The organism is Bacillus sp. RZ2MS9 (genome assembly GCF_001816185.2).
Classification (GTDB): domain Bacteria; phylum Bacillota; class Bacilli; order Bacillales; family Bacillaceae_G; genus Bacillus_A; species Bacillus_A cereus.
On record NZ_CP049978.1, the window covers coordinates 5,022,714 to 5,049,357 of the forward strand.

The window sequence follows — 26,644 nt, forward strand, 5'->3', positions numbered from 1 at the left end:
CCAATACTTAATGATTTTTTTCGAAATACTTTTCTGTACATCTGAAAATAAAAGACATCCTTCATTTTCATTTAGTCATCCTTGTTGAAGGTAGTTTACTTATGCTTTCTCATAAGCAATACCACTCTATGTAATATATTTCAGCAAAATTCTACAAACCCCATTGTAACATCAAACGGTTTCCAATTTGGATACATTTTTGTTACAGTTATGTTACATACCAGAAAAAAGGAAAACGAGCTGACTATATTATCAACTCGCCCATTTCACCTTTTTATTTATGTTCAGCTAACCATTCAGATACTTTTTTCGCATCTTCACCTTGAATAAGTCCTGGTGACATTGAACCACGGCCTTTTTTAATAATCTCTTCGATATCTGCAGCGTCGTACTTACCGCCTACTTTTCTTAAATCAGGTCCAGTTGCCCCTGATAAATCTGTTGCGTGACATCCCGCACAACTTCTTTGGAAAATTTGTTCTGCGCTGTCTGTGCTTGCAGACTGTTTCGAAGACTTACTCTCTTCTTTATTTCCGCATGCTCCTAAAGCAAAAACAACTGATGTCCCTAGCGCAATAGCCAACAATTTCTTTTTCACTTCTATCGCTCCCTATTGTTGATATTCTTTTTATTCCTAACACACTCATTTTCATTATAAGCATTATCTTTATATAGAAAAACTAAGGTGTATTTCATATTCCTCAAAAATACAGTGAGAACCTTGATAAAATAAAGCTTTTATAAGTTGTTTCAATTCTGTGAACAACTTATAAAACTTCTATAAAGTATCCTTTTTAAAAGGAAAATTAGAAAAGTTCTATATAAATCTTTACCCTATTACCGCTCTATTTTACTATTCTCTACTTTTTACAAAACAATATACAGCATTGTAATCTACATATAATCCCATCAAAAAGAGAAGTTGTCGTTTCCAACTTCTCTTCCTCTTTACTTCATCTATAAAAATAAAATCAAATTCTTTATATCCTCTATTGTCCTCAGCATGCGCCAACAATTTCGTTGGCTTTTTTTCGCTTATTAGATGCGAGAACGTAAGTAAGCATCAATAAATGGATCAATCTCTCCATCCATAACAGCTTGTACGTTACCAACCTCCGTATTTGTACGATGGTCTTTTACAAGAGAATACGGGTGGAATACATAAGAACGGATTTGGCTACCCCATCCGATTTCTTTTTGCTCTCCGCGAATTTCATCTAATTCTGCTTGTTGCTCTTCTAGTTTCTTTTGATATAATTTCGCTTTTAACATTTTCATCGCATGCTCACGGTTTTTAATTTGAGAACGCTCCGACTGACATGTTACAACCGTATTTGTCGGTGTATGTGTAATACGAACTGCTGAATCTGTCGTATTTACGTGCTGCCCACCAGCTCCACTTGCTCGGTACGTATCAATTTTTAAATCTTCTGTACGTACTTCGATTTCAACTTCATCATTGAACTCTGGTACAACTTCACAAGATACGAACGATGTATGACGGCGCCCTGAAGAATCGAATGGTGAAATACGTACAAGACGATGTACACCTTTCTCTGCTTTTAAGTAACCGTAAGCGTTATGACCTTTAATTAATAAAGTTACACTCTTAATACCAGCTTCATCACCTGGTAAATAATCAACCGTTTCTACTTTGAATCCGCGTTTTTCAGCCCAGCGTGTGTACATACGTAATAACATAGAACCCCAGTCTTGTGACTCAGTTCCACCTGCACCTGGATGTAATTCTAAAATCGCATTATTTTTATCATAAGGATCACTTAATAGTAACTGAAGCTCATACTCATTCATTTCTTGAATTAAGCCTTTTACTTCTGATTCTAATTCCTCATGTAAATCTTCATCATACTCTTCTTTTAAAAGCTCATGCGTGATTTCTAAATTTTCAAACGTCTCATCTAACTGACGGAACTTTCCAACCATATCTTTTAACGCATTCGCTTCATTAATTACAGCTTGTGCGCCTTGTTGGTCATCCCAAAATCCTGCGCCCATCATTTTTTCTTCTAATTCTGCAATTTGTTTCTCCTTAGTAGGGAGGTCAAAGAGACCCCCTAAAAGCCGCTAATCGCTTAGCCATTTTCTCTAATTCCTGTCTAATTTCTACTAATTCCATTTCCTTCACCTCTATGTAATTGCTGTTACTTTCGTATGAAAACAAGGGAAACTCTCTCCACTTATTACGGAGAGAGTTTAATCCTTCTTAATTATACATTTTTGATATAAAAGTTTGCAAAACAGCCAAAGCTACCGTCCTATATTACTGAACGATACCACAGCAGTTTTTATATTTTTTACCACTACCACATTTACATAAATCGTTGCGGCCCACTTGGTCACCTTTTACAACTGGCTTTTTCTTTGCTTCTTCGCCATCGCTAGAAGGATGAACAGCTTCACCTTGAACAACTTCTTGACGTTCTAAGTTTTGTTCAATTTCAGCTTTCATAATGTAACGAGAAATTTCCTCTTCAATAGAAGCAACCATTGACTCGAACATCGCGAACCCTTCCATTTGGTACTCACGAAGTGGATCGATTTGACCGTAAGCACGTAAATGAATACCTTCACGAAGGTGATCCATTGCATCAATATGCTCTGTCCATTTCGTATCTACAACGCGGAATACAACAACCTTCTCAAACTCACGCATTTGCTCTTCTGGCATAAGCTTTTCTTTTTCATTGTATCGCTCTATTAATTTCGCGATAATCGGTTCGCTCATTTCCTCAGGAGCAAGGCGACGTAATTCTTCTTCTTTTACATCTCCGTCTTGAAGAAGGTTTGTATTTAAGTAGTCAACAAGACCTTTAATGTTCCAATCTTCTTCAATTTCCTCTTGCGTATGAAGGGCAACAGCACGTTCTACTGTAGATTTCATCATACCTTCAATAATGCCGCGTAAGTTGTCAGACTCCATTACCTCTTGACGCTGTTTGTAAATAACTTCACGTTGTTGACGAAGTACATCATCATATTGCAGTAACTGCTTACGTGCATCATAGTTATTTCCTTCAACACGTTTTTGTGCAGATTCTACCGCACGAGAAACCATTTTACTTTCAATCGGCTGAGAATCATCCATACCAAGGCGGTCCATCATTGCTTTCATATTATCTGAACCAAATCGGCGCATTAATTCATCTTCCATCGATAAGTAGAACTGCGTAACACCAGGGTCCCCTTGACGACCAGCACGACCACGTAACTGATTATCAATACGACGACTTTCGTGACGCTCTGTACCGATAACTGCTAAACCAACGTTTTTCACATCGTCTCCAAGCTTAATATCTGTACCACGACCTGCCATGTTCGTCGCGATTGTTACAGCACCTTTCATACCAGCCTCTGCAATGATATCTGCTTCACGAGCATGGTTTTTCGCATTTAAGATGTTATGACGTACACCTTTACGCGTTAACATTTTTGAAATAAGCTCTGAAGTTTCAATTGCAACTGTACCTACAAGAACAGGTTGTCCTTTTTTATGACGATTTACAATATCCTCAACAACAGCATTGAACTTACCTTCCATTGATTTAAAGATTAAATCGGCACGATCATCACGAATAATCGGTTTGTTTGTCGGAATTACAATAACGTTCATATTGTAAATGTTACGGAATTCCTCTTCCTCTGTTTTCGCTGTACCAGTCATACCAGATAATTTTTCATACATACGGAAGTAGTTCTGGAATGTAATTGTTGCAAGCGTCATGCTTTCATTTTGAATTTCTACACCTTCTTTTGCTTCAATCGCTTGGTGTAATCCTTCGCTATAACGACGACCTTTCATAAGACGACCAGTGAATTGGTCTACAATTACGATTTCGCCTTCTTGTACAACATAATCTGTATCACGGTGCATAACAACGTGTGCACGAAGCCCCTGATTAATATGGTGAAGAAGTGCTACATGTTTTAAATCGAATAAGTTTTCAATATGGAAAGCTTTCTCCGCTTTCGTAATACCATCTTCTGTTAGCATTACATTTTTCGTTTTCACATCAAATGAATAATCTTTTTCATTTTCTAACGTACGAACAAATGCATTTGCAAACATGTATAGCTCTGTTGATTTTTGAGCTTGTCCTGAAATAATAAGCGGCGTACGTGCTTCATCGACTAAAATAGAATCGACTTCATCGATAATAGCAAAGTGAAGTGGACGTTGAACGCACTGCTCTTTATATAAAACCATGTTATCACGTAAGTAATCGAATCCAAGCTCATTATTTGTGCTATACGTAATATCAGCAGCATAAGCCTCTTGTTTCTCTTCGCGTGACATACTATTTAAGTTAATTCCTACCGTTAAGCCAAGGAACTCATGAAGTTGTCCCATTTCGCTCGCATCACGTTGTGCTAAATATTCATTGACTGTAACAACATGAACACCTTTTCCTGTTAAAGCATTTAAATATACAGGTAATGTAGATGTTAACGTTTTACCTTCACCCGTTTTCATCTCAGAAATATTCCCTTCATGTAAGGCAATACCACCCATTAACTGTACGCCATATGGACGCATTCCAAGAACACGAGTTGCCGCTTCGCGAACAACTGCAAAAGCTTCAGGTAGTAAATCATCTACTGTTTCACCTTTTGTTAGACGTTCTTTAAATTCAAGCGTCTTTCCTTTTAATTGTTCATCAGTTAGTGGCTTAATAGATGACTCTAATGCATCAATTTGCTCAACTGTCTTTTGCATACGTTTAATTTGGCGTTGATTTACATCAAACACCTTTTTTAAAATACCGATCATAGGAAATACGCTCCTCTTTTTATTAAAATAAAACTTCCGATTGTTTTTCTTTTTCTCTATTACAATCAGTCGTTATAAAAATCAAATGTATGTTATGCCAATTTTTCTCCTAATTAAAAAAACTAAAATGTATATACCTAATGATAATTGTAACACTTGTCTTATAACTATGACAACAATCGGCAAGATGTCGGGCCTTATATTCAAAAAAAGTTTTTATTTCATTTGTTACGTTCCTTTTCTCTGTCTCGCTATTTCAATTTCACGTTACAAATTTCGTATTAAATCTAAGTCATATTCTTTCAAGTTTCCTTTTAAAGAATATGACTACCAGAAGTTCCTTAATAAAATCTAAATCAACAATTACAAAAAGCCGGAAACTTTGCAGGTGCAGCATCCATAGATACTTACACCTACAAAAAAACTCCGACTTTAAAAGATATTGTTATGTTGCAAGATCTACAAACACCATTAAAATATAGCTGTATCAATCATAAATTTTATTAATTTATCGGTATTTCTAATTCATGATATTTCCCTTCCTTATCTTTTATACAAGAAATGAATTTCACTTTAGTTGATTCATTTGAAAAGTTTTTATAATTTTTATAAGGGTCATCTCCTATAAAATAATTTGTCCCTATATACCCTCGTACTGTTTTACCAGCAGGTATTACAGGATCAAACTGATATTTTTTAGGTAATTCCATTGAATAAGGGATTAAATTATAAAACTCACCTATTTTAGAATAAAACATTGTATCGGAAATAGACTTATTACTAAGCAAGTTAATATCTCGATTTGTTGTATTTGTAATATCTAAAGGTAAAACATACGTCACTACTTCACGGTCTTCATAGGGATCATAAACTTTTGTAGGATCAAGAGGATTGAGTGCATGAAACGTAACTCCTTGCCCATCTTCAAAAGTTCTATTAGATAAAAACTCATCTTTTACCACTTTATAAGATTCATTATTAAGATTTAATGTTTTAAATCTTAATAAACTAGCAAATATACATAGCAACAGACACAATCCAATACTTATTAAGATATGTTTTCTCGTCACTCTTAATCTACCAACTTTCCATTATTAACATGTACAATACGATCTACCATTTCATTATCTAGAACATGCACATCATGACTGGCTACAACAATAGTCGTTCCCTTGGCTTTTTCTACTTTCAAAATATCTAAAACATCTTTTATCCCATCACTATCTAAAGCATTAGTTGGCTCGTCTAATAACAGTAATTTTGGTTGTTCCATTAAAGCTTGCGCTATCCCTAAACGTTGTTTCATACCTAAAGAGTATCTTTTATACTTTCTCTTATCTGTTTTATCAAGTCCAACCCTTTGAATAATATTATAAATCTCCTCATCGGAGATTTTATTGTTAATCGATGATAAAAATTTCAAATTCTGAAAACCAGTATACCCTGGAATAAAACTTGGATATTCAATCAATATTCCCATAGAATCAGGAAATTGCTTTTGTTTTCCAATCATTTCATTATCTATATAAACAACTCCAGAATTCAAGCGCATTAACCCTGATATAGCGCGTAAAATCATCGTTTTACCAGAGCCATTATGCCCCTTCAAAACTAAAAATTCGCCTTTTTTTACTGACAAACTAATATTATCTAACACAATATTTCCTTTTAATCTTTTCGTCATACATTCACATTTAATATAATTGTCCATAAATTATTCACCTATCACATCTAGTTTTTTAAAACAAAAACTACCTAATAAAATCATTACAACAACAATTACTACTCCTATTAAAAGTAAATCATTATATTGAATAGATTGATTATTACCTAAAGTCAATTGAATTGAACTGTGATCAACAAAATACCAACGATTTGGCATAACAAAAGAGCCTAAAAAATAAATACTATGAAAGAAAATAGACAAAAATAGGTACAACAACATTAGTACAAAAACAATAGTTATCGGTATATAAAAAGTTAAAAACTCAAAAATCAAAGCTAATAAAAAGCTTATAATTATTTGAATTAGCATAGTACCTAATATCTTATAAGGAAATTGACTATATAAATTTAAAAAATTATACTCGCCTAAAGAAAGCAAATAGTAAGCGCTAAACCAAATAAAATACATACCAATCCAAATAATAATTATATAAAAAAACAAAGATAATATTTTCGTTAACCACAGGAAATGCTTCTTCTTAACACGAGGAAATAAATAAACACCATTCTGTTGAATATCTGAAAAAGCAAAATTCCCTACAAGCAACAAAGGAGTGATTTGAAAGAATATCCAATAAAAAGGGATAGAAAATCGCCCCTCCTTATAAAAATAAGATAAATCCACAAAATCTACTCCATGAAAAAATCGATAAAAGGTAACATCTACTAATACAGATTCTTTACCATTACTAAGAGGCTGATTGTATAAAAAGGCAATTGCAATAATAGCGTAAATTAAGAATAAAAAAACCATTATCTTGATGGAATCTCGAAACCTTACATATAAATCTCTTTTTAACAAATAATATAAGATCATAATGTAAACTAGACCACCTCTGTCTCATCATTCATAGAAATATAACTTTTTTTAGATAAAATCCATACACTTATAAAAAAGATAAAAAAACAGCCAAATAAGCGTATAAATAAACCAGTAGCATCTTCAAAGACATTTATATAAAAAGCATTTGTAAATAAAAATCCATGTAATATAAATCTATCTAATAAAACAGCAGTAATCATACATATTATTACAAGTAAACTAGGTAAAAATAATTGCAATAAAGCACTTATCATACATATAAAAACACTCGCAAATAATTGAATGCAAAATAATAATGGATAATTTACATCAACACTAGTTACAGCCATCATAGTTGACATCAAAAACAACTGTAAAATCATACTCCCAGCAAAAAAGTAAACAAAAACGAATAATTTTAAATAATATATAGAAACTAATTTCAATGCATTATTCACTCTGTAAACAACATAAATACTAAAAAAGTTCGACATAGAATATACAGAAAAAACAATTGTTAAAGGAATAAATATAGTCGATAAATTATACAACGACATAACCTTATACAAAGCTTCCAATTCGTTCATTTTCTCTTTTACAATTCCGGGTTCAAAATAATTGAACAAGCAACCAATGATACTAACATTAAGTACAAAAAGAATACTTAACCAAACATATTTCATCCTTATAGTTTCTTTCATAACATTATAAAAGAACATGCTTCCTACTCCCCCGTAAATAAAGAACTACAGAACAAAACCAAATACATAACAGTACACTAAGAAAAATTTGTAATTCAAAAAAGCCAAAATCTTTAATTAAATAATCTTTAGGATTGAGAATCCCTTTTCCAATACCAAGCCCAAAAATATGTAAAATAAATGGAACTAAATAAATAAAATAAACTCGTTTTATAAAAAACGAAACTGATAAAGCTAAACTCGAAAAAACCGCACCGTATAAACCATTTAAAAATACATACATTAGAAAATATAAAGTAGGGTACTTATAATAAACTATATGAAATTGAGCTGTTGGCGAAACAGTAGAAGCCATATAATTTAATATTGGATGCGGAGCAACTGTTGGATAAGTCATCACATATAAATAAAAATTAAATAGTAAAGGGACACTTATAATAAAAAAAGATACAATAAAATTAATAAAATAAAGCAGCTTAAAATAATAACATGTTCCCATCTTAGAAATAACAGGATAAATAAATCCATAATTTTTATCAATTCTATAAATCCCTGCTACAGCCATTGCGGAAAGCATAGGAAATATAAGTAAATAAAACTCACTATAAAACGATAATCTATTAAAATATAAAATATTAGATAAATATGGGGATACCTTTATAATCCCAGCATCGTTAAATCCTTTAGTTGTCACAAACATAGCAATATATTGAGCAATAACAATTACTAACATAATAAATAAAGACAACCAAAACATCCTACCTTTTAAAATCCTTCCTAAAAAGTAACTCATCTATAGCTCCTCCATAAACCATTAAATTTAAATCTTTTTTAATATGAACAATTGATCCGCAACACCATAACATTTCTTTTCTTTATTTAACCAAATGTAACGAAAAGAAACATTTGCTCTCTCTCCTTCAAATTTAGGAAACTCAACTTCATACTGATAAACATCATTTGCACCTTTTCTTTTTACACTCTTAACTTCTTGTTTCCACTGAATTACTTCTCCATCAGTTTGTTCAATCCGTCCCAAGAGATACGTTGGTTTTTTCTTATTCGTAACACCCGTCAAAAAAACATAATAATTTTCTGGTATAACTCCTAATTTCAATTTTTCATTTGAAAGCTTACCCTCTATTAAACTATCATTTTTTTCTATTTGTCCTTGAAAGAAATCATCACCATTTTCACTTTCCAAAAACACTTGTTCAAAAATAGTATTTTTGTTAATTCCTTTTAATTCAATACTTTTCAAATTATCTTTTTCCGTTAAAGTATCTTCAATATGTACAATAGGTTCATCTACTTTCTTTTGACAAGAAACTAAGAAACTAATACTCAATATAAAAAAACAAACTAAAATATATTTTGAAATAAACCTCATTACAGCTCCTCCTATTTTAAAAATGAAATAGCAGGAAAAGTCGTATAATCCGGATTTGAAACTATACGACTTTTTCTAGCACTATAAAATAAATAATTTCAATTTATAATTTCTAAATCAATATTCAATGTAAGGTCCACTAGGTCTTACACTATCAGGACTCCAAGCAGTAGGATAAGCATTATTTTCTCTAGAATAACCACCAAATCTCACAGGCACATTTTTCCCATGGTTTTCATATGCATAATTTTGAAAAAGATATGTTCTACCTGGTATCACTGTTCCTTCATGCTTACCTGAAACATTTACCCATTTTCTATCTTCTGCATTTTTATTTTTATCTGCTTCTGTCCAAACATTGAAAGAACCTCCGCCCTTCTCACTGCTCTTCACACGCATATACATAGAGGTAGGCGTCTCTTTAGGACGTGCATTAGTATAATCATATGGACTCCAAAGTCTAAAGGTAAAATTCACATGGTCATCCCTTGTACTAGCCTTAGCCGGTTCGGTTAAAGCGAAAGTACTAGCTAAAATACCTAACGATAAAACAGATCCAAACATAAAACGACTTTTTTTCTTAATTCCCACTAAAAGCACCTCCGATAATTTGTAGCATTATATTGATTGTATTTTTCCACTGAAGGAACAAAATCAATATAATACAATATTATGGTAACAACACCTCAACACACCTTCAATGGATTTCAGAATATTTAATATTACTTTTACACTTGCGAACATTTCGTTAAATTTTTAAAAACAATACTATATCCCTAGCAAAGAATTACTTGTAAAGGTAGCTATATTCCTATGCTTGTTCCAAATAATAAAGAGTAACTCACCTCTCTAAATTTCGAATTTTCTCCTGCTGTTTTGAGGAAATACCGCCTAAAAATCATTTCTTAATGAAATCGGCTACTTATAAAACTTTTTTAACCTTGCTGCGAAAAATACAAAAAAGCGCAGCCATTTCGGCTGCGCTTTCGAATTATTATTTAGTTTCGATTAAACCGTATTTCCCATCTTTACGGCCATATACAACATTAGTTTCGTTTGTATCAGCATTTGTGAAGACGAAGAAATTATGTCCTAGCATATCCATTTGTAGGATTGCCTCTTCAACGTCCATCGGTTTTAAATCGAATCGTTTTGTACGTACAAGTTCTAATTCATCTTCTTCTACCTCATCCAAAACAGCTACTGCTTCTGGAAGGATAAAGTTCGTTTTCATAGAACCTTTCTCACGTAACTTACGATTTACTTTTGTTTTATGTTTACGAATTTGTCGCTCAATTTTATCAACTACTAAATCGATAGCAGCGTACATATCGCTATTAGTTTCTTCTGCACGAAGTAATAAATCAGTAAATGGTATTGTTACCTCGACACGTTGCTTGTCAGAGTATACTTTTAAATTAACTTTAATCTCTGGGAATGTATCAAAATAACGCTCTAACTTACTTAGTTTTTTCTCTACATATTCCTTTAATGCTGGAGTTACTTCAATATTTTCACCACGAATGTTGAATTTCATAGATGAATTCCTCCTTTCAAGCCTATGTATTATAATTTCGACATTGGCTTAAAAACTCCTTCTAACTTTTTTAAAAAAATTAGTAGAATTGCAATTTTTTTATCGTTTTTTGTTGAAATGAAAAGATGCATCGTTTCTATCTTTATTTTATCCTATTAACATCGTGAATAACGAATGTTTCTGTGGACAATTCGTTACAGAAAAGAAACAACTTTTTGACAACTTACCCTATAACAAAAACCCCTTGCGAAAAACAAGAGGTTCTACTACATATATATAACGTTGCCACAAACGCAGCTTTCTCTTCCAAAAACAATATCCCCTACAGTTTCACAACATTAGCTGCTTGTGGTCCACGTGCTCCATCTACAATGTCAAACTCTACTTGTTGCCCTTCTTCTAATGACTTATATCCATCTTGTTGAATAGCAGAAAAATGAACAAATACATCGTCACCATCTTCACGCTCAATAAACCCAAATCCCTTTTCTGCATTGAACCATTTCACTCTTCCTTGCATGTTCATTCCATTCCCTTCACTCTAAAAATCAGGGTATTCGCCCCATATTTTGACTATAACGAATGACAACATATGAAGTCAAAGAAGACTTATCGCCTTTTTATTATCCCTTTCGACACTGCCATATTAACTTCTACAAAGTGTCAAACTAGATACTTCTCTTGCCCCTCTTTCATATAACAAACTTCCGATTTGCCTAACTGTAATCCCTGTCGTATACACGTCATCAACGAGTAAAATATGTTGCCCAGAAAACATCTCTTCTCCCTGAAAATAAAAAGGATTGCTTCCTGACACCCTTTCTTTACGTGTCTTCTTACTTTGCTTTTCTGTTTCCCTTCTTCTTAATGATGGATAAGAAATTTTGACAGGCAAACAAGTTGCTAATAGCTCAGCTTGATTAAAACCACGTTCAATTTCCCTTTCCTTACTAAGCGGAACAGCGATAACAGTTGAAACATTGGCAAAATGCTTTTGAAATAAATTTCGAAAAGGACGATAAAAAATGTGCACTAACTCTGCATCCCCCCGAAACTTAAACTGCGCTACTATTTCTTTCATTTCATCATCATACATATATAACGAACGGTTTTTAAAAGAACGATACTCCTCCTCTTTCATCCACCTTATACAATCTATACAAATACCGTCTTCTTGAAATGAGGCAGGAACAAATTCTAAAGGCCGCCCACATTCCATGCAAATTTCTCCTATAATATAGGAAAGTTTCTGCTCACATCTATCACATATATATTTTCTATGACACTTTACAAAAAAAGTGTACCAACTAATCTTTTCTACAAAACACTCATCACAAAGTAAACAATGCATTAATCGATCAATCCTTGTTCTTTCGCATTTTTATTCATACCTTGAATATGTTTTTTCGCGCGCACCATCGCCTCTGTCTTGCCATAGTGAAAATAAATGACCTCTCCATACGGTGCTTCAAAGCTCCGCCCTGCTCGGCCCGCAATTTGTACGAGCGCACTTTCTGAAAATATTTCTTCTTCCGCCCCCAAAACTGCGACTTGCAAATTTTTCACAGTTACGCCTCGCTCTAAAATTGTCGTTGTAACTAATAATGGGATTTCTCCCTTTTTGAAAGCCGCTACTTTTTCTTTTCTCCCTGGATCTTCTGCATGTACACCTTCAATTCGATTGTTTAATGGTTTTAACAACAAGCTTATTTCTTCTATATATCGCACATGGGGGACGAATAAAAAAATAGGGAATTTTTTATTTAAGTATGTTTGTAACCACTGTAGTAAAACTCGAGGAATTCTTTTATGAATGAGGTTTTTTTTCCAATTCCCGCACCAACAAAATAAAGGAACTGGCAAAGGATGACGATGATATCGTCCAGAAACAATAACACCTTTTTGTTTACCTTGTTTAAGTTTTCGCTTCCACGTTTCATCTGGAGTCGCAGTTAAATAAATACGCGCCGCTTTTTCTTTCATCGCTTGTTTTACCGCGTACTGTAACATTTGATCTGCACAATATGGAAAAGCATCTATCTCATCTACAACCATGACATGAAACGCCCTATAATAACGTAATAATTGATGCGTAGTCGCAACGACTAGTACTGCATCTTTTTCTTTATCCACACTCCCTCCATATAAAGCCGCTACCTTTATATATGGAAATACTTCTTGCAATCTCGGTGCTAATTCCAGAACAACATCCGTTCTCGGCGTTGCGATACAAACTCTTTCTCCTTTTTGAAGCGCTTCGTTAATTCCGTAAAACAACATCTCTGTTTTCCCAGCCCCGCATACAGCCCAAATAAAAAATGATTCTTTTTGCTTAATAGCCTCTATAACTCCTTGCGCCGCCAAATTCTGGCCAGTAGACAACGTCCCGTTCCACTGTAACAAATTTGAATTCTTTTCTCTCTTTCTTTCAGCAATCCCGCGAACAAGTACAGCACATTCACTTACTCTCCCCATCGTTATACACTTCCGGCAATATGCGCACACTTTACTGCACCTTTTACATAAAAACGACGCAAATAGCCGCCGATCTACATTTCCGCAGCGTTGGCACATATATTTAGAATTCTTCTTTTTTACACCTTGTACACATACGATCTCTCCCTTCTTTTTCAAATCGTTTAATTCCCTCTGTAAATCTGAAGAAAGTTCTTCTAATAGCAACTGTTTCCCCGCTAGCATCAACAATCACCTCCAGCACTACTATAAACCTTTCTCATCATCTCGTAAAAACTCAAAAAAGCCGATAACCTACTTATAAAATAGTAAGCTATCGACTTTATACACGTTTTTTATTCTTTTATAAATCCTAGAATCGACCGTATCCTAAGAAATGTTTTTGGTTATACGAACTGTTAATATCACCGTACGCAATTCCTTTATCACTAGCATGGATCATTTGGCCATTACCAACGTAAATACCGATGTGAGATGGACCTGCTTTATAAGTACCTTGGAAGAATACTAAGTCTCCTGGTTGTGGGCTATCTACTTTAGAAACTGAGTTCCAGTAACCCCTAACGTCTTGACGACCTACACCAAAGATGTAAGAAATGAATCCACTACAGTCAAAACCACCGTTTGATGGAGATGCACTTCCCCAAACATATGGTAAACCTAAGTAGCTTTGCGCTTTACCAATTACGCCACCCACATTTGGAGCTGGTTTTTTCTCTTCTTGTTTAGGTGCTTCTTTTTTAGGCTCTTCTTTTTTTGGTTCCTCTTTTTTAGGTTCTTCTTTTTGAGCTTGTCCACCATTGTTTGCTGGTGCAGCTTGCTCTGCAGGTGCTTGTGCTGGTTGAGCTTGCGCAGCTTTAGCAGCTTGCTCTGCTTGTTTTTGAGCAGCAGCTTCTTGTGCAGCTTTTGCTTGTGCTTCTTCTTCTGCAATGCGTTGTAATTGTAACGCTTGTTTCTCAAGCTCTTTCAATTGACCTTCCGTACTTGTCATTGAAGTTACAACTGTATCCATTTTACCGCTTAAATCGTTTACCGCTGTTGCTTTTTTCTCTTTTTCAGCGTCAAGTTCTTTCTTAGCAGTTTCAATTTGAGCTTGTGCTTCTTTTAATTCTTTTTGTTTTTCTTTTACCGTTGCAACATCTTTTTTCACACTAGCTTGGTCTTCTTGTTGTGTTTTCATGATATCTTCATCAGACTCAAGAATTTTAGAAACAGAAGTTAAACGATCAACTAAATCTGCAACGTTTTTAGAGTTTACAAGAACTTCTGTTACAACGTTCGTATTTGGTTGTTCTTGAAGTGCAACTAAACGCTTTCTTAATAGCTCTTCACGTTTTGCAATCTTTGTTTGTAATTCTGCAATATCTTTATTTTTCTTTTCAATTAATTGCTCAGTATCAGCAACTTTTTTCATTGTTTCATCAAGCTTTGCAGCATTCTCTTGAACAGATTTATCTAAACCTTGAATTGTTTTGTTTAAGTCATTCATTTGCTTTTGTAATTCATCACGTTCTTGTTGTTGTTTATGTAAAGTGTCATTTTGTGTGTTAATTTGTGATTTCACGTCAGAAATTTTATCTTCTGCAAATACATTTGGTGTTAGCCCAGAAAACATTAATCCTGCAACTAATGCACAAGATGCCATTTTTAGCTTTTTCATTTTATTTTTTACACCGCTTTCTTTTTTCTTTTTCCGTATATAACCTATAAAATTTATACCATAATTCGGGATTTTTTTTGCTAATGTTACGTTTTTGTAAAACAAATGTAATATTATATGTAGCTCTAGCGCAAAATGCGTATATTTTTGTATGTATGTGTAGAAATTTATATAATTTTCTCACTTCTATAAACAAAGAAAAAACGTAAGGAATTCCTTACGTTTTATTAAATATACGAATACAAATGAAATACTACTTCATCCATTTCTCAGCCCAATTTTGGACCTCATCCATAACACTTTCTAACGCTTTTCCCTTGTCAGTTAAGCCATACTCTATTCGAACTGGTACTTCTGGATAGACATTACGAACTACAATGCCCTCGCTTTCCAATTCCTTTAAACGCTCTGACAACATACGATCGCTCATATTTGGGATAATATCTGCGATTTCTCTAAAACGTTTCGACTCTTCAAGCAAAGATTTAATAATTAAGCCAGTCCACTTCTTACTAAGCAGAGTAAAAGCTGACTCAAACTTTGGACATAAACAAGAATTATGCTCCATATGTTTCACCTCTCTTCTATTATAATATAGTTTCTTGTAAAAAGTAAGTTATAAAACTTTCCTCATTATTTTATTTTACGTACATTTTACCATTTCCAAATATTAACTTGTCAACTAAACGTAACATACCCGTAAAAAAACCCTCTTAAAAAGAGAGCTTTTTATATCTTTATTACTTCGTATACCATCCAAGACCTAATGCACCTTCACCTAAGTGCGTACCAATTACAGCTCCAAAATAACCTGTACGAATTGTGACGTGAGGATATTTTGCTTCTAATTCTTTCTTCCATTCATTCGCTTCTTCTTCACGTTGTGCATGAATGATAACTGCTTCCATAGGTACACCTTTACTTGCTTGCTCATCAAAAATTTCAATGATACGTTTTAATGCTTTTTTACGTGTACGAATCTTTTCAAACGGAATAATGATTTTATCTCTAAAATATAAAACTGGCTTCACTTGTAACAGACTGCCGATGAAAGCTTGCGCGCTATTTAATCGACCACCACGTTGTAAATGATGTAAATCATCAACTACAAAATAGGCGTCCATCGTTTTCTTCATTTCATCAAAACGAGCGATAATTTCTTTTGGGTTCTTTCCTTCACTTGCTAACTTTGCACCTTCACGCACATAAAATCCTTGTACTTCACAACTAATTTCAGAGTCATACGTGTATACATCAATACCTTCTACCATCTGTCCAGCTGTTGTTGATGTTTGATATGTACCACTAATTCCACTTGATAGGTGAATACTAATAACTGCATCATAATCTTTAGCTAGTTCTTCATATAGCTCAACAAACTTTCCGATTGCTGGTTGAGAAGTTTTTGGAAGTTCCTCTTGTTCACGTACTTTCACATAAAAATCATCTGCTGAAATTTCAGCTTCTTCTTGATAAGATTCTGTTCCAAACACAACGTTTAATGGAATCATATATATATTGAGTTCATCACGAATTTGCTTCGGTATATATGCCGTACTATCAGTAACAATAGCTATTTTCATTTTCGTACCTGCCTTATAAAAAGTTTTATTTCCTAATTTTACACGAAAACTACAAATGGTGCATCCATACATGAAAATGCCGGTTGAAATTATACCTACCATCTCGACAAATTACAACAAAAAGATAAAATACTCACCAAAAACTTCAGCATATTTAGAAAAAATGTTTGAATATAAAAAGGCTCGCTTTTAAAATGGAAAGTACTAGTCATTTTGATAGATAGGGGCGTACACAAGTGCTATTACAATATTTTACAATCAAAGACTACGGCGAACACGAAATCGTCATTCAAAAATCAAGATTTATTTGTTATATTAGCCGAGCAACAACTGAGGAAGAGGCTCAAGAATTTATACAAAAAATAAAAAAACAACATTGGAATGCAACACATAATTGTTCCGCTTATTTAATTGGCGAACAAGATCATATTCAAAAGGCAAATGATGACGGTGAGCCTAGTGGTACAGCTGGCGTACCAATGTTAGAGGTACTAAAAAAACGCGGACTAAAAGATACCGTCGTCGTCATAACACGCTATTTTGGTGGCATTAAACTTGGCGCAGGTGGATTAATTCGTGCATATGGAAAGTGTACAAGCGAAGGCATTAATCATGTCGGTGTTGTCCAGCGAAAACTAATGCGTGTGATGCAAACCGAGATTGATTACACATTACTTGGCAAAGTGGAAAATGAATTACGCAATTCAAAATATGCCATTAAAGATATTCATTATCTAGAAAATGTCACATTTGATACGTATGTAGAAGAAGACGGCAAACAAGCATTTACAGATTGGATGATTGAATTAACAAACGGGAAATGTACAATTACAGAAGGAGATATGTTGTACTTAGAACAAGATGTTATCTAAGAATAACCCATTTATCACCTTCAAAGATTAATGTAGTGAATTACTTCCCTACAAATGAACTAACGAACTAAGGAGATTATATATGGAAGAACGTTATTATCATCTCCAAAATAGCAGAATAAAAAAGAAGCGAAGAAGGAAACTTTTCTTCTTCCTTATTTTCGCATTTTTATTTGGCAGCATAGGAGTTTATGTGTTAAATTCTTACTCTTCTCTTATGGGGATGTATAGTGGTTTTACTCGTGAAAAATCGGATTTAAGAAACGAAGATGTAGAAATTACAAAGGAACCTTTTACAATTCTCATTATGGGTATAGAAGATTATGCGACAGATGGTCAAAATGGTCGTACAGACTCATTAATGTTTGCAACAGTCAATCCGAAAACTAAAAAGATTTCGCTTATGAGCATTCCTCGTGATAGCCGCGTTCCGATTGTCGGAAAGGGAAAAGAAGACAAAATTAATGCCGCCCATGCTTACGGTGGAGAGGAAATGGCAATCAAAACTGTAGAAGGTTTTCTAAAAGTTCCTGTAGACCATTATATTAAAATTGATTTCCAAGGCTTTAAAGGTATCGTTGATGCTGTTGGCGGTGTTACCGTTGACGTACCCTTCGATTTCTGGGAGCGCTCTGACGTGGATTACTACAAAAAAATTCAATTTAAGCAAGGACAGCAAAACTTAAACGGTGAAGAAGCACTTGCTTATGTCCGTATGCGAAAGCAAGATCCAAATGGCGATTATGGTCGAGCTGCTAGACAAAGACAATTACTGGCCGCTGTTGCCCAAAAGCTAAACTCCACCTCTACTGTATTTAAAATTAAAGATTTAACAGCTGTCGTTGGAAAATATATAAAAACCGACATTCCTATTTCAGACGGACTTGCTCTTTACAATAAACTTTCTGGATTTGATCCTTCTACAATGCAAACGTTAAAGCTTGAAGGCGAAGACAAAAAGATAGGCGGTATTTATTACTTCCTTCCAGATCCAATCAGTGTAGAAACGGTGCGTAACGAAATTGAAAAAGAATTAGGAGAAAAAGCAAAAAAACCAACTACAAAAAACAACTCAAGTCCTGATTCAAATTCTAATTCTAACGAACAAACAAAAAAAGCAACAAACCAAAATAAAACACCAACTGATCCGCCACCTTCTACAAATGCTCATGCAGAGTGGATTATGCGCAATCAGCCGTAACAAAAAGGCCCAATCTATGCGATTGGGCCTTTTTTATTTACTTATTAAAGTGCTGTAAAATTGCTTCTACAATACGCTCTGATGCACGACCATCACCGTAAGGGTTAGATGCTTTCGCCATCTTATCATGAGCTTCTTTATCTGATAACAGCTCATCAGCAAGACCAAAGATTGTCTCTTCGTCTGTTCCTGCTAATTTCAGCGTACCTGCTTCAATACCTTCAGGGCGCTCTGTTGTATCACGAAGAACAAGAACTGGTACACCAAGTGATGGAGCTTCTTCTTGTACACCACCAGAATCCGTTAACATTAAGTATGAACGAGCTGCAACATTGTGGAAATCAATTACATCTAGCGGCTCAATTAAATGAATACGGTTATGTTCACCTAAAATTTCATTTGCTATTTCACGAACAACAGGGTTCATATGAACAGGGTACACAACTTGTACATCTTCATGTTTGTCAACAAGACGCTTAATTGCACGGAACATATTACGCATCGGTTCACCTAAGTTTTCACGGCGGTGAGCTGTCATAAGTACAAGACGATCATTTCCAAGTTTCTCTAGTACAGGATGACTATATGTTTCTTTTACAGTCGTTTGTAGCGCGTCAATCGCTGTATTTCCTGTGATGAAAATACGTGACTCATCTTTATTTTCCTTCTGTAAGTTCGTTGCTGATTTTGCTGTCGGTGAGAAATGAAGATCCGCCATTACACCTGTTAATTGACGATTCATCTCTTCTGGGTATGGAGAATACTTATCCCACGTACGAAGGCCCGCCTCAACATGACCTACTGGAATTTGATTATAAAAAGCAGCTAAACTTGCAATAAATGTTGTTGTTGTATCACCATGTACAAGTACAATATCCGGCTTCGCTTCTTTCATTACTTTATCCAAACCTTCTAAACCACGCGTTGTAACATCAATTAAAGTTTGGCGGTCTTTCATAATATTTAAATCGAAATCTGGCGTAATTCCAAAGATACTTAATACTTGATCTAACATTTGGCGATGTTGTGCTGTTACAGTCACAATCGATTCAATTTTTTCTGGGTGTTTTTGCAACTCTAATACAAGAGGTGCCATTTTAATTGCTTCTGGACGTGTCCCGAAAATTGTCATTACTTTTAAACGTTCAGTCATGTGATTGCCTCTTTTCTTTCACTAATTACAGCTTCTATTATGACATATAAAAATATGCATGAGTACATCCCTTTTTAACGCATAACAGAAACTTTTCTATTACAAATACTTTTTCTTCCCACCGAGTAATAATCTATCTTTTGTTTCTTAACATCTTCATCAGTATAACAATTTCTCCCATCAAATAAAATAGGCTCCCTCATAAGTTGTACGTACTTTTCTAACGGATAAGTTTGAATATCTCCCCATTCTGTTACGATAAAAACCGCACTCGCATCTCTAATCGATTCATCTATACATCTACTATATTGTATAGCATCTCCAAATATATTCTTTACATATTGAATTGCTTTTGGGTCATAAAGAACAATATCTGCACCTATATTAATTAATGCTTCTATTATAATAAGAGATGATGCCTCTCTAATATCATCCGTATTCGGTTTAAAGGATGCGCCAAGAACTGCAATCCGCTTTTTATTCATGTTCATAACTTTTTTCGCTTTTTCAATCAATAGCAGCTGTTGCTTATTATTTACTTCAATAACTGCTTTTAACAAACGAAAATCATGAGCAACATTTCCCGCAATTTGTACCAGTGCTTTCGTATCTTTCGGAAAACACGACCCTCCGTAGCCAATGCCCGCATTTAAAAAAGATGCACCGATTCTCTTATCCATTCCCATCCCTTTGGCAACATCCAATACATTCGCGCCTACCTTCTCACATATATTTGAAATTTCATTAATGAAACTAATCTTTGTAGCTAAAAAGGCGTTCGACGCGTATTTAATCATCTCCGCACTTTTAATATCTGTAACATACGTTTCTAAGCATAATTGACTATACAAACTCTCTACTCTTCTTGCTACTTCCTTACTATCCGCTCCAATTACAATACGATCTCCATGAAAGAAATCATAAATACCTGAACCCTCACGCAAAAACTCTGGATTCGATACGATATGTACTGTATGCCTCTCTTTTAACTTCTCCTCAATCCATCCCTTCATTACATCATTTGTGCCTACTGGAACTGTACTTTTCGTAACAACAATAATATCGTTCGTCGCATATAATCCAATATCGTTACAAGCACTCTGAATATACGTTAAATCTGCCGTCCCATCTAATAAAGGTGGTGTTCCAACTGCAATAAATATAAACTCTACATCATCAAATGCCTCTTCTTTATTTGATGTAAAAGTTAAAGCATTATTCTCATATGCATAATTTATTAATTCATGTAATCTGGCCTCATAAATAGGTAAATCCCCTTGTTTTATCCGTTCAATTTTTTCATCATCTATATCAAAACATGTAACTGAATGCCCTAATTTTTCCAATCCTACTCCTGTAATCAATCCAACATATCCAGTACCTACTATCGTAATTTTCATTTCCTTTTCGCACAGGAATTTACAATAGAAAAGATATGAAAATTAGAATTCTCCCTGCGCTTCCCCCTCTCATATTAAAAATGAGAAAACCCTTTTCCTTCTTCATTATATGAATTACTTCCCTTACTTTTTTTTAAGTTTTTGTAAAATTAAATGCACTATAAAGTAAAACTTAATCAGTGAGAATCAGGCTGCCAGGTCACGCGTGATAAATTCCCACATTTTAACATGAAACTTACTCATTTCTACGTGCAACACTTATAATACTGAAATAAAAGTATTCACTATTGAAGAAAAAGAGGAAATGTTACATTCCAAAGCCCAGTACGATTAACCTTCTTATATGATTCAACATTCTATATACAATTGTCATATATTCTATCCGCTTCCATTAACCGTAAAAAGAAAAAAAGATTGAATTCTAATCTTTTTGTGATACCATATGTTATGAGCCTGTAAATAAACATCATAATTTTCAGATAAATATATTTTCAAAAAAAAAATTACGTTAGACTATAAAGGGTGGGGTATTAATGGACTCACAAGTGATTTATGCCATTTTGGCATCATTCATCACTGTACTCGTCGTTACTCCTTTAGTTATTAAATTAGCTTTTAAAATAGGAGCGACAGATAAGCCAAACGCACGTAAAGTGCACCAAAAGATTATGCCACGTCTTGGCGGGTTGGCAATATTTATTGGTGTAGCTGTAGGATTTGTTGTCGGCGGCTTATATGAACAAAGAATGTTATCGATAACGCTAGGTGCGATTATCATTGTAATCATCGGAATTTTAGATGATATGTACGAGTTATCTGCGAGAGTAAAATTCGGTGGACAACTGTTAGTTGCCATTATGATTGTAAAAAGTGGATTATTAGTGCAAGTATTATATATCCCATTCCTTGGGGATACTGAACTTGGATGGCTTGCTTATCCAATTACAGTATTTTGGCTTGTAGGTATTACGAATGCAATCAACTTAATTGACGGCTTAGATGGATTATCTGCTGGGATTTCATCTATCGTACTTGCAACGCTAGCATATATGGCCTTCACTAGCCCATGGGGTACTGGAACAGCTATTATCTTGCCACTTGCATTAATTATATTAGCAAGTACAATTGGATTTTTATTCTACAACTTCCATCCAGCAAAAATTTTCATGGGAGATACAGGAGCACTATTTTTAGGATACTGTATTTCTGTTATATCGTTACTTGGATTATACAAAAGTGTAACGTTATTCAGTTTTATCGTTCCAATTATCATTTTAGGTGTACCTATATTTGATACGATATTTGCAATCATCCGTCGTATCGTAAATAAAAAACCTATTTCAGCACCAGATAAATCGCATTTACATCACCGCTTACTTGCAATGGGATTCTCTCATCGCAAAACGGTACTAATTATATACGCATTCGGTATTTTCTTTAGTGTAAATGCCATTATTTTCACTAGTGCAACGTTATGGTTATCCATTATTCTTCTTTTCGCTTTGATTTTCTTCACAGAAATCATCGCTGAAATAATCGGGCTTGTACATGAACGCTACAAACCAATCATTTCCTTTTATAAAAAAGTGAAAAAACGCGAAGACTAATTGTAGTATAGCCTTTTCAATTATGAAATATTCAAATAGCATCCTCTTTCTTATAAGAGGATGCTATTTTTTATTCTCATTTTATATTTCCAAAATATAGATTGTTTGAGAGTTCCTCTATTGGAGAAAGATATACATAATAAGAAAAGTATCAAGTTTTCTTTTTTACATCTTGATTGTCAAACTGAGGGTGAATGTTATGATCAAGCGAGTATTTCAATGTATTATTTTATTTTTAACGATTACTATGTACGTATCATCTAATACTGAAGCAACAACTGTTATTCCTGCTGAATATCATCCAAATACTGAAACAACTTCTCCTACACAAAAAATTGCGTACTTAACATTTGATGACGGGCCAAACAAATATACTACACAAATTTTAAACATCTTAAAAGAAAAGAACGGAAAAGCAACTTTCTTTGTTATTGGTGGAAAAGTGCCACATTACACAAAAACGATGCAACGATTAATTAAAGAAGGACATTATATCGGGCTCCACAGCATGTCACATGATGTAAAACGCCTTTACACTGGTGACCCTTCCACTTTAATTGCAGAAATGGAGCAAACACAAAGCATTGTCCAGCAAGTTACGAAATTAAATACACATCTCGTTCGCGTTCCATATGGTAGTATGCCTTACTTAAAAAAGAATTACCGTGACGCACTTGTATCGGCCCAGTATAAAATGTGGGATTGGACGATCGATACATACGACTGGAAAAGCTATGACAATCCTTCTGCCATACTCGAAAGAGTACGTAATCAAAGTGATGAACAAGTCGAAGTCATTTTAATGCATGATTCGAGTGTAACCGTACAAATACTGCCAAAAGTAATTGATTATTTACAGTCACAAGGATACAAACTTCTTCCCTATAATCCTTCTTCTCATCTCAAGGTGAATTTTTGGAAAGACACAAGATTGTAACAGCTTTAGCGCCTATGTGCTAAAGCTGTTTTATTTTTCTCTTCCCACCCTTCCCATTTTTGTGTAAAATTTTAAATAGTGATGAAGTTTCGAGGTGAATAGAAATGAAACGAATAGATCTCATTTTTAACGCAATACAAAAAGGCAATTATACAGAAGGTGTAACCGCATCAGAACTCGCTACATTTTTGCAACTAGATCGCGCCAATGTAAGTAGCGATTTAAACAAACTTGTAAAAGATAAACGTTTATTAAAAACAAATACGCGACCTGTTCGTTTTTACATAGAAACGAACACTTCGTTGGAAACGCATTCAAAAGACATAACTTCATTAGATACATTTGCAATTGAAAATACGAGCCTTAAAATTGCAATTGAAAAAGCGAAAGCTTCTATTCTCTATCCTCCAAACGGTATGCATACTTTACTACTGGGAGAAACAGGGGTCGGAAAGTCTATGTTTGCTTCTTTAATGCACGAATATGCAATTGAAGTTGAACAGCTTCCCAAAGATGCACCATTTATCGTATTTAACTGTGCTGATTATGCAAATAATCCACAGTTACTACTCGGGCAATTATTTGGGATTAAAAAAGGAGCTTATACAGGGGCAAGTGATCAAAAAGGGTTAATTGAAAAAGCACATGAAGGAATTCTTTTCTTAGATGAAGTACATCGCCTTCCTCCAGAGGGACAAGAAATGCTTTTCACCTTTATTGACCGCGGAGTATACCGCCGTCTTGGAGAAACAGAGAACGAACGTAAAGCACAAGTATTAATCATTACTGCAACAACAGAAGAACCAAATTCATTTTTATTAAAAACATTTACAAGACGTATACCAATGACTGTTACGCTGCCACCACTTCGTGAGCGTACACATAAAGAGCGCTTTGCTTTACTACAGCTATTTTTCACAAATGAAGCAATTCGTCTGGGAAAAGACATTCACGTTAGCCCAAATGCAATGCGTGCTTTCGTCTTTTACAATTGTCCCAATAACATTGGTCAATTAAAAACAGATGTTCAAATTGCCTGTGCGAAAGCCTATTCTGATTTGGTCACAAAGAAACGTGATTCTGTCTATGTTTCAAGTACAGATTTACCTTGGTATATGAAAGAAGGGTTGTTCATTGAAAGGAAGAGCCGTCACTTATACCAAATACCAAATGAAACATTTGTATTTACAGGTGAGGAAGGTTGGAGTAATCATAAAACAGAAGATGAAAAACGCTCTTCTATTTACGATTATATTGATTATAAATACGAAGAACTTCAAGCACGTGGTATTGAAGAGGAAGAATTAGAATTACTAATAGAAAATGATGTTCAAAGCTTTTTCGTACAATATTTTAACCAAATATCAAAAAAAACAAGCCATGAAAATGTTTTTAAAATTGTGGATCGTAATATCGTTTCCGTATGTGAAAAAATAGCGGAACTTGCTGAAAAGCATTTATCTAAGACGTTTGATGAAAAAGTATTTCTCGCTTTAAGTTTACATGTACAGACAACTCTACAACGTTTACAAAGCGGAAAACAAATACATCACCCACAATTAAATCAAATTCGTACGAAATATAAAGAAGCTTTTTCCGTAGCTATGCAATGCATTCAACTACTGGAGGAAGAATTACAAATAACAATGCCTATTGATGAAGCTGGCTTTTTAACAATGTTCTTCGTTGTTGATCCAATTCCTGCCTCACAAACAGAAGTAAAAGTATTAATATTAGCACACGGTAGTGGCATCGCAACTGAAATGGCAAACGTCGCAAACGAACTTCTCGGCATTGAGGAAGTAACCGGTATTGATATGCCGTTACACGAATCACCGAAAGATTTCTTGGAACGTGTGAAAGTGTATATGAAAACACTACAAAATGTAAATGGGCTTCTCTTACTTGTCGATATGGGGTCACTTGCTTATATCGGTGACATATTAGAAACGGAGTTCAAAATCCCTGTACGTGTTCTCTCGATGACGAGCACACCACACGCACTAGAAGCAGCTCGAAAAGCTCAGCTCGGTTATTCATTAGATGCGCTGTATGAAACAGTAAAAAATTTAACACCATTTTACTTAAACGTACAAGAAGAAAAGAAAAAACCTCTCTCTCCAATGAAATCTGTTATTTTAACAGCTTGCTTAACTGGTGAAGGAAGTGCTTTAGCTATTCAAAAAATGTTAGAGAACTATTTACGATTTGATAAAGACTTAATTGAAATTATTCCGATTAGTATCGTCCATGAAAAAGATTTAACGAAAATGATTGAGAACATAAAAAAAGAGCGTAACATCATTTGTATCGTCACGAATTTCGATGTGCAAGTACCATGCTTAACATATCATTTCCAAGACATCGTAAACTACACAGCGATTCAGCCAATTCAAGAATTAATTACGTATGAAGAAACATATGCGAAAATGGCGGATATTCTTGAACAACAAATGCAGCGTAACGATGGAGCATTACTTATCAAAACAATTCGTTACGCATTAAATACAATTCAGGAATTAATTTCCTTACAGCTAACTCCTGATAGCTTAATGGGTGTTATTCTGCATATGAGCTGTATGGTTGACCGTCTTCAAAAAGGAGAAAGCCTTCTTCCTCACCCTGATAAAGAGAAAAGAAGACAAGATGAGTACTGGATGTATATGAAAGTAAAAAAAGCGTTGCAACCAATTGAAAATACATTTGAAATACAAATACCTGATGACGAAGTATTTTATGTTATGGACTTCTTTATTAAAAATCAGCCTGTGAAAAATTAATCGAGGCCGTTTTTAAAAATATCGACCGTAAC

The 26,644-nt window shown here is 34.3% G+C and carries 24 protein-coding genes; 5 read left to right on the plus strand and 19 right to left on the minus strand.

What is annotated here, in order from left to right; all coding sequences use genetic code 11:
- Positions 1-274: 274 nt before the first annotated feature.
- From cccB to BHV55_RS25840, 17 genes are all read right to left on the minus strand, one after another.
- On the minus strand, positions 275-598 hold the full coding sequence (gene cccB, locus BHV55_RS25760) for a cytochrome c551 (RefSeq protein WP_000727971.1): 324 nt from the start codon (positions 596-598) through the stop codon (positions 275-277).
- 440 nt (positions 599-1,038) lie between these two features.
- A protein-coding gene (gene prfB / locus BHV55_RS25765) for a peptide chain release factor 2 (RefSeq protein ID WP_096001716.1) occupies positions 1,039-2,137 on the minus strand; the annotation gives its coding sequence in 2 pieces (ribosomal slippage) (positions 1,039-2,064 and positions 2,066-2,137; 1,098 coding nt in all).
- Between the two features lie 144 nt (positions 2,138-2,281).
- Positions 2,282-4,789: a preprotein translocase subunit SecA gene (secA, locus tag BHV55_RS25770; RefSeq protein WP_000579387.1), complete on the minus strand. Its 2,508-nt coding sequence runs from the start codon at positions 4,787-4,789 to the stop codon at positions 2,282-2,284.
- A gap of 503 nt (positions 4,790-5,292) precedes the next feature.
- Positions 5,293-5,820 carry a hypothetical protein gene (locus tag BHV55_RS25775; RefSeq protein WP_033671094.1) on the minus strand — a complete coding sequence of 176 codons (528 nt, stop codon included), beginning with the start codon at positions 5,818-5,820 and terminating at the stop codon, positions 5,293-5,295.
- 41 nt (positions 5,821-5,861) lie between these two features.
- Positions 5,862-6,500 carry an ATP-binding cassette domain-containing protein gene (locus BHV55_RS25780; RefSeq protein ID WP_048568611.1) on the minus strand — a complete coding sequence of 213 codons (639 nt, stop codon included), beginning with the start codon at positions 6,498-6,500 and terminating at the stop codon, positions 5,862-5,864.
- Positions 6,501-6,503: 3 nt separating this feature from the next.
- Positions 6,504-7,268, minus strand: coding sequence for a hypothetical protein (locus BHV55_RS25785; RefSeq protein ID WP_033667451.1), 765 nt, complete (start codon positions 7,266-7,268; stop codon positions 6,504-6,506).
- A 71-nt stretch (positions 7,269-7,339) separates the two neighbouring features.
- Complete coding sequence (locus tag BHV55_RS25790; RefSeq protein ID WP_000466510.1) at positions 7,340-8,035, minus strand: hypothetical protein; 696 nt, start codon at positions 8,033-8,035, stop codon at positions 7,340-7,342.
- Positions 8,022-8,810 (minus strand): hypothetical protein, encoded by a 789-nt coding sequence (locus BHV55_RS25795; protein WP_070757695.1) that lies wholly within the window; start codon positions 8,808-8,810, stop codon positions 8,022-8,024. The genes BHV55_RS25790 and BHV55_RS25795 overlap by 14 nt, the downstream gene beginning before the upstream one ends.
- Before the next feature lie 27 nt (positions 8,811-8,837).
- Positions 8,838-9,407, minus strand: coding sequence for a hypothetical protein (locus tag BHV55_RS25800; RefSeq protein WP_070757693.1), 570 nt, complete (start codon positions 9,405-9,407; stop codon positions 8,838-8,840).
- Positions 9,408-9,524: 117 nt separating this feature from the next.
- Positions 9,525-9,998: a hypothetical protein gene (locus BHV55_RS25805; protein ID WP_000511548.1), complete on the minus strand. Its 474-nt coding sequence runs from the start codon at positions 9,996-9,998 to the stop codon at positions 9,525-9,527.
- A 403-nt stretch (positions 9,999-10,401) separates the two neighbouring features.
- Complete coding sequence (hpf, locus tag BHV55_RS25810; protein ID WP_000671186.1) at positions 10,402-10,944, minus strand: ribosome hibernation-promoting factor, HPF/YfiA family; 543 nt, start codon at positions 10,942-10,944, stop codon at positions 10,402-10,404.
- A gap of 322 nt (positions 10,945-11,266) precedes the next feature.
- Positions 11,267-11,464, minus strand: coding sequence for a cold shock protein CspC (gene cspC, locus BHV55_RS25815; protein WP_001990088.1), 198 nt, complete (start codon positions 11,462-11,464; stop codon positions 11,267-11,269).
- Between the two features lie 126 nt (positions 11,465-11,590).
- Positions 11,591-12,295 carry a ComFC family protein gene (locus BHV55_RS25820; protein ID WP_033685746.1) on the minus strand — a complete coding sequence of 235 codons (705 nt, stop codon included), beginning with the start codon at positions 12,293-12,295 and terminating at the stop codon, positions 11,591-11,593.
- The gene (gene comFA / locus BHV55_RS25825; protein ID WP_070184465.1) at positions 12,295-13,644 is read right to left on the minus strand and encodes an ATP-dependent helicase ComFA; all 1,350 of its coding nucleotides are present in this window, start codon (positions 13,642-13,644) and stop codon (positions 12,295-12,297) included. Before comFA ends, BHV55_RS25820 begins: the two co-directional genes overlap by 1 nt.
- A gap of 127 nt (positions 13,645-13,771) precedes the next feature.
- Complete coding sequence (locus BHV55_RS25830) at positions 13,772-15,184, minus strand: C40 family peptidase (protein WP_070757690.1); 1,413 nt, start codon at positions 15,182-15,184, stop codon at positions 13,772-13,774.
- 148 nt (positions 15,185-15,332) lie between these two features.
- A complete protein-coding gene (locus tag BHV55_RS25835; protein ID WP_000400857.1) occupies positions 15,333-15,647 on the minus strand; it encodes a winged helix-turn-helix transcriptional regulator in 315 nt (104 codons plus the stop codon).
- Positions 15,648-15,819: 172 nt separating this feature from the next.
- Positions 15,820-16,662 (minus strand): DegV family protein, encoded by an 843-nt coding sequence (locus tag BHV55_RS25840; protein WP_000684725.1) that lies wholly within the window; start codon positions 16,660-16,662, stop codon positions 15,820-15,822.
- Between the two features lie 236 nt (positions 16,663-16,898).
- On the opposite strand from BHV55_RS25840, the gene BHV55_RS25845 reads away from it, so the two are divergent.
- Both BHV55_RS25845 and BHV55_RS25850 read left to right on the plus strand, forming a co-directional pair.
- Entirely contained in the window at positions 16,899-17,534 is a 636-nt protein-coding gene (locus tag BHV55_RS25845) for a YigZ family protein (protein ID WP_048568614.1), read from the plus strand.
- An 82-nt stretch (positions 17,535-17,616) separates the two neighbouring features.
- Complete coding sequence (locus tag BHV55_RS25850) at positions 17,617-18,735, plus strand: LCP family protein (RefSeq protein ID WP_000392785.1); 1,119 nt, start codon at positions 17,617-17,619, stop codon at positions 18,733-18,735.
- A gap of 37 nt (positions 18,736-18,772) precedes the next feature.
- Here the strand turns inward: BHV55_RS25850 and wecB are convergent, their stop codons facing one another.
- Together wecB and BHV55_RS25860 are read right to left on the minus strand one after the other, a co-directional pair.
- Complete coding sequence (gene wecB, locus BHV55_RS25855; protein WP_000140145.1) at positions 18,773-19,888, minus strand: non-hydrolyzing UDP-N-acetylglucosamine 2-epimerase; 1,116 nt, start codon at positions 19,886-19,888, stop codon at positions 18,773-18,775.
- A 74-nt stretch (positions 19,889-19,962) separates the two neighbouring features.
- Positions 19,963-21,288, minus strand: coding sequence for a UDP-glucose dehydrogenase family protein (locus BHV55_RS25860; protein WP_070757688.1), 1,326 nt, complete (start codon positions 21,286-21,288; stop codon positions 19,963-19,965).
- A gap of 533 nt (positions 21,289-21,821) precedes the next feature.
- Here BHV55_RS25860 and BHV55_RS25865 point away from each other — a divergent pair.
- The 3 genes from BHV55_RS25865 to BHV55_RS25875 all read left to right on the plus strand — a co-directional run bounded on the left by BHV55_RS25865 (position 21,822) and on the right by BHV55_RS25875 (position 26,612).
- Positions 21,822-22,895, plus strand: a complete 1,074-nt coding sequence (locus BHV55_RS25865) for a glycosyltransferase family 4 protein (RefSeq protein ID WP_000378319.1) — start codon at positions 21,822-21,824, stop codon at positions 22,893-22,895.
- Between the two features lie 199 nt (positions 22,896-23,094).
- Positions 23,095-23,832, plus strand: a complete 738-nt coding sequence (locus tag BHV55_RS25870; RefSeq protein WP_000597152.1) for a polysaccharide deacetylase family protein — start codon at positions 23,095-23,097, stop codon at positions 23,830-23,832.
- A 104-nt stretch (positions 23,833-23,936) separates the two neighbouring features.
- A complete protein-coding gene (locus BHV55_RS25875; protein WP_070757685.1) occupies positions 23,937-26,612 on the plus strand; it encodes a sigma-54-dependent transcriptional regulator in 2,676 nt (891 codons plus the stop codon).
- The last annotated feature ends 32 nt before the right edge of the window (positions 26,613-26,644 follow it).